This is a genomic window from Microcystis sp. LE18-22.4A (genome assembly GCF_027531105.1).
In the GTDB taxonomy this organism is placed as follows: Bacteria; Cyanobacteriota; Cyanobacteriia; order Cyanobacteriales; family Microcystaceae; genus Microcystis; species Microcystis aeruginosa.
The window spans coordinates 1-5,910 of the sequence record NZ_JAPZRB010000275.1; the positions used below are offsets into that span (position 1 = coordinate 1).

Genomic DNA, 5,910 nt, shown 5'->3' on the forward strand with positions numbered 1-5,910 from the left:
TCCCCGCTTGGGATTTACTTCGAGAAGCCCAAAATCGCTGAAACCCAGATATATCAAGGAAAATCATAAATCGAGGTTAACCCTTTGTCCCGTAATGGTTTGAGCCTTTTTTGCTGACCGAAAACGCCTAAGTCCCACTATTAGAGCATCAATTTTGTTTTGAGGGATAAAAAAAGAGCTAATCTGGAAGAAGTTATCCAACTTCAGACAAAAAAATGCCGAAGAAAAAATATATTGTAGATCTAACAGACTCCGAAAGAACTGAACTCGAGCAGCTAACCAAGAAAGGAAAAATAGCAGCTTACAAAATGAACCATGCCAGAATACTACTTTTAGCAGATGTCAATCAACAGGAAGGTGGTTGGACTGACTCGAAAATTAGTGAAGCCTTAAATGTTGCTCAAGCCACCATTGAGAGAGTACGAAAAAGATTTGTCGAGTCAGGAATTGAATCATCATTAACTCGAAAAAAGCAAGAACATCGCCGTGCCAAAATTATCGATGGGGAAAAGGAAGCATATCTGATTGCCATCGCTTGTAGTGAAACACCAACGGGACGAGCAAAATGGACACTTCAAATGCTGGCAGATAAAATGGTCGAACTTGAATATGTGGAAAAAATATCACGAGAAACCATCAGAAAAACCTTAAAAAAAATGAATTGAAACCATGGCTGAATCAATCATGGGTCATTCCCCCAAAAGAATCAGCGGAGTTTGTCTGTGCCATGGAAGATGTCTTGGATATTTATCATAGTGAGTATGACCAGCAAAATCCCTGGCTGTGTTTTGATGAGAGTTGTAAACAATTAGTCAAAGAAACAAAAGAGAAAATACCAGCCGAACCGAGAGAACCAGAAAGGTATGACTATCAATATGAGCGTAATGGTGTAGCCAATATGTTTATGTTTTTTGAACCATTACAAGGTTGGCGACATGTAGAAGTTACACAACAAAGGACGGCGAGCGATTATGCACACCAAATGAAATATTTGGTTGATGAGCGTTATCCGGATGCCCAGAAAATTAGAGTAATTCAAGACAACTTAAATACTCATGTAAAAGCCTCATTATATAAAGCCTTTGAACCGGAAGAGGCCAAGAGAATTTTAGATAAACTCGAATTTCATTACACTCCCAAACATGGCAGCTGGTTAAATATGGCAGAAATTGAGTTGAGCGTTTTGAATCGTCAATGTCTCGAGCGTCGTATCCCAGACATGGATAGTTTAAAACAAGAAATTAAGGCATGGGAAGAAAATCGAAATGAAAAGTCAAATTCAGTTGACTGGAGATTTACTACTGCTGATGCTCGTATTAAATTAAAAAAACTCTATCCCTCAATTCAAACTTGACAGACTACTATAGCAAAGAGAGGGGTGGTTAGGACAATCAATCGCTGAAACCCTTGACCGATAAGAGTTTGAAAATTGAAAGCGTCCTAACTAACTCGTTCTATGCCATATTTTGCTGAACAGACTAAGTATAGTTATTTCAAATAAGAACGAGACACTAGGCGACACAATAAGTACGAATAATTTCATCAAGGGGTGTCCCCACAGGAGCATACATTCTTGCCCTCTTTAATGCACTAAAATCATGTTCGATATCATTTAAGTCAGGAGAGTATTTTGGCAAAAAAACTACCTGATGACCTGCTTCCTCTACCAGTTGTTTAATCACTGTCTTCCGATGAATTGGTGCATTATCCATAATTAGTACTGATGTTATGGTTAGAGAGGGCAATAAATATCAAGATAACCACCCTTCAAAACCTTCGGCATTCAGGCTTCTCGTAAATACCATCGGTGCAATAAAGTCTTTTTTTCCCTTTCTTCTCCCAGCGACAAGGTTCTCTCTTTTTCCTCGTTTTCCTTGTCTATCTCCAAAGACTTTCTTCCCTTTTTTTGACCAAGCATAAAAACAGGCTTGAAATTCTTCAAACCATGACTTATCAATAAATACAAGGCTTTCACTTCCATAGATTTTAATCAATTCTCTCAGCACTCTGTAGTATTTCATTCTTTCTTCTCAGTTTCTTTCTTTATAACGAAGTTCCTTATTTTTTCTGGTAACTTTCATTTTTTTTAAGGCATAGCAAATGGCACTTGGTCTCACTCCAAACTTCTCGGCTCTGTCTCTTAATCTTGCTTCGGGATTTTCTTGGACATCTTTTGACAGTGCTTTCCAGTCCAGCTTTCTCTGACGGTGTTTTACCTTTGTTGCTTCTAGTTTTTCCCTACTCAGCCATCTATATATTGTGGCTCTTCCTATATTAAATAGAGCGGCGGCTTTGGTTATGCTTCCTCCATTCTCTACATAATCAATTACTTTTTTTCTCAAGTCTAGGCTATAGGACATTTTTCTGTATGGGTTGCTTGTTTATCCTTATTTTACCCTATTTTTTACTTGTATCATACTTATTTAAAATGACTATAGTCGTGCAAAATTAATTTCCTAGTGAAGATAGGCAAGAGGCAAGAGGCAAGAGGTGGTCAGGCTCTTCTAGGTTCTGTGTGATCAGCTTAACTTACCATAGAAGTGATCGATCTTTGTGTCCTCTGTGTCTCTGTGGTTCCTTCCACCCCCTCTCTAGGAGGAATGTATCTTAGAATACATTTTACCCACCAAATCCAAGAGAGCCGTGGTCAGATATGTGTAATTAATTTTGCTTAGGTACTTATCAGTCTAGACCAGAAATGTTGAATCCGTACATAAAACTTTACATACAAGCTAACGAGAACAGGCGTTCGCCTAGAGAGATTAAATTTCCCTCTTGTGATAAAATTAAGTTAACAGTCTCTACCGAATCTGTCATGCAAAACTATTAACAACTCATGCTTGTAAAGTTTGTATAGTAAGGCTTTGAGTTTTTGTTAGATTGATATTTATCAGCTTTAGAGCATTGCTGGACAGAGAGGGAGCTTGGGGAATTTTCTACAGTGTAAGTTCGGAAGAACCTTTCTTATTTTCTTTATCCTTGTTTTTTAGTACGGAATTTAGGATTTCAGACAATGAAACTGACTAATAATTGTTTGGATTAAACTATTCATATGCTCTTTTTTTGTTTCAAAGTTATTGATAGAAATACGGAAAAATTTAGTTCCCTGCCAGTCTAAAGTGGTGAAATAGTGATTGCCTTTTTCTCCTACTAGCTCCTTCACACGATGATTAACTTCGTTGAGGGATAAAGAATGTGTTGTGTTAACGATGCGGAAGCAACACACGGGCAAAGTAGGTTCTTGTAGGAGTTCTAAATCGGGATGAGATTTGACAGTTTCAGCAAGATAATTAGCAACAGATAGAGTATTACTTAATAATTGGTGATAGCCATGACACCCAAGATATTTAAACGCCATCCACAGTCCTAAAGACCGCCATTGTCTAGTTCCTGGGAGTCCCATTTGAAACAAATCTGGCTCAGACAGGTCTTCCCAATAGTGACTACTTGCTTGAAAACTTTTTAGTAATTCAGAGCCATTTTTAATTAGTAAACAACCAATACCAAAAGGAACAAATAACCATTTACAAGGGTCAAGCGTTACGGAGTCAGCCAGGTTGATTCCTTGAAAATGCTGACGAGTTTCAGGAAGATTAGCAAAAACGCCACCCGCTGCCGCATCTACATGAAACCATAGATCATAATCTTTAGCCATCTTAGCCAAAGATTTAAGAGGATCGACTGCACCTGTTGCGCTTGTACCAGCAGTCCCCACTAAACAAATTGGTTTATATCCATCCTTAATATCTTTTTGAATTTGTTCTTCCAATTGATGGAGATCGATTCTTGCATCTTCTGTCACTTCGATGCGCCGCAAGCAGTTTCTCCCTAGTCCCAAAAAATCTAGAGCTTTCCAGATAGAAAAGTGACCTTCTTGTGACATATAAACTGTGGGTTTGAACCGACTCTCTGCTAAACCTTCATCTTGTACCTTCCGACCGAGAATGGAGTCTCGTGCAAGTTTTAAGGCGCTAGCATTAGCCATGGATCCGCCACTGGTAAATATTCCGTTGGGAATTCTACAAACATTATGTTCATAACCAATAAATTGACTGAGCCACCCTAAAGTTTCCGTTTCTATAAGTGTGGCAGCAGGACCTGCACGCCAAGCCCCAGGGGTTTGGTTTAATCCTTCCCCTAATAGATCTCCCAGTACGCTAATGGGTAAAGGTTTAGGAGAGATATAACCATAGTATTGGGGATGACTGACATTACAATAACCACTGAAAATGGTTTGAATGACTTCATTGATAATATGTGAACTCTCATCACCATCTTGAGGCAGTTGCTCTAAATGCAAAAGTTTCTGTTTTAAGGACAAAGGACTGGATAAAACTGGATAATTTTCAGGGTGTTTGTAAGCTGTCTCTAGGACTTTTAGGATTTTTAGCCCATTTTCAATAAAATCCGATGGTAATTCTTGTGATTCATTAGCCATAAATATTGTTTGCTGAGTTTTAATGTTAGTTTCTTCTGTCCAGCTACCAACTTAAGCAGGGACAGTAGTGAGCCTACTTCTATAGCGGTAAGCGCTTGAGTGAGATACAAACCAAGCTTTGCCTAGCATGGTTTATAGGTCGTGACACTGTACCTCATACGACTGCACACCGCTACAATAATACTACTACTAAGATGCCTTGATAAGCTAAACGGTGCTTAACCCGCATGATCTAATAGATATAACCCTTTTGGAGTCTATAGAACCCTTTGCGGAGAGGGAGCTTGGGGAATTTTCTACAGTGTAAGTTCGGAAGAACCAGATTTAATTTCTCGAATTAACGATGATAGTTAATCCCCAAGTCCCTATTAGTAAAATCGCTGGAATAGAAGAGTATTCAGGGACACTTTGTGAACCTAAAATTCCTCGAATTCTAGCAACGCTTCCATCAACAATATCTGTAAATAGCAGGTCATCTCCATCAATTGCTAGTCCAGACGGATTGCCAATATTATCTATTAAAGTTTCCACTTGTCCTGTTTTGGAGACTCTTAATATTCGTCCGTTACCAGGTGCATTAAAACCATCAGCAAAGTCTGTAATCAAGAAATATTGTCCATCAAATTCAATATCTAAGGGTTGTCCCAATCCAGTTGCAATTTCTGTAACATTGCCATTAGCTGTAACAAATAACAAGCGTCCAAATGTAAAGTCTGTGATCCAAAAGTTATCACCATCGACAACAAGTTCAGTGGGACCTCCGACTCCATTTGAAGCAATAGTTAAAACATTTCCACTAGGACTGATTCTTTTGAGAGAACCCGATCCTAAACCAAAATCACCTACAACAAAATAATTTTCTTGAATCGCAACTCCAACAGGATCACCTAGGTTTGTCGCTATTGTGGTAGTAACTCCGTCTTGAGATATTCTTAGAAGTGAAGCAGTAGGATTTTCAACCACAATAAACTCAGAATTATTGACTAAAACACCAGCAGGGCTGCCTGCTGTTAAGGAAGTGATTGTTTGAACATTACCTAATGTATCTATTCTGAGTAAAGAACCATTAACGGTGACAATTAAATCATCATTATATGTAGTTATACCATAAGGATTAAGTAATCCAGTTGCAATTGTTTTGATAGTGAATGAATTCAATGCAAAACTAGATGCTTTGGCTTGTTGATTATTAATAAATGGTAAAACACACCCAATTAACAACATAGATAACGATGAAATTATGTTAATTTTCAACATTTTTGGTTGCCTCGAAAAATATGCTTGGTTTTTTGGTTTCTCAACAGCGCAATCTTAGAGTGGCTGTAAAGCTGACAATAGACCTCTTGCAAAAGTCTTAAGTCGATCCTTGTACAGCAACATTTTTGAAGATTATCAACTACTAATAAATAATTAACTGAAAGTCCCTCCCATTATTGTTTCTATCGTTTGTTTTCGGATTTATGCAAGAGGTC

Annotated in this window: 3 protein-coding genes and 1 pseudogene; 1 reads left to right on the forward strand and 3 read right to left on the reverse strand. The window is 38.1% G+C overall.

All coding sequences use genetic code 11. The annotated features are described in order from the left end of the window. The first annotated feature begins 215 nt into the window (after positions 1–215). Positions 216–1,354, forward strand: a protein-coding gene (locus O9295_RS12865; RefSeq protein WP_288033189.1) for an IS630-like element ISMae29 family transposase whose coding sequence is annotated in 2 segments (ribosomal slippage) — positions 216–648 and positions 648–1,354 — 1,140 coding nt in all. Because the reading frame shifts where the segments join, the coding sequence is not laid out codon by codon here. Between the two features lie 157 nt (positions 1,355–1,511). On the opposite strand, the pseudogene O9295_RS12870 reads toward O9295_RS12865, so the two are convergent. From O9295_RS12870 to O9295_RS12880, 3 genes and pseudogenes are all read right to left on the reverse strand, one after another. Beyond that, a pseudogene (locus O9295_RS12870) lies at positions 1,512–2,360 on the reverse strand (IS630 family transposase). 638 nt (positions 2,361–2,998) lie between these two features. Next, complete coding sequence (locus O9295_RS12875; RefSeq protein WP_159250511.1) at positions 2,999–4,438, reverse strand: pyridoxal phosphate-dependent decarboxylase family protein; 1,440 nt, start codon at positions 4,436–4,438, stop codon at positions 2,999–3,001. A 324-nt stretch (positions 4,439–4,762) separates the two neighbouring features. Next, on the reverse strand, positions 4,763–5,695 hold the full coding sequence (locus O9295_RS12880; protein WP_159250510.1) for an NHL repeat-containing protein: 933 nt from the start codon (positions 5,693–5,695) through the stop codon (positions 4,763–4,765). Positions 5,696–5,910 lie beyond the last annotated feature (215 nt).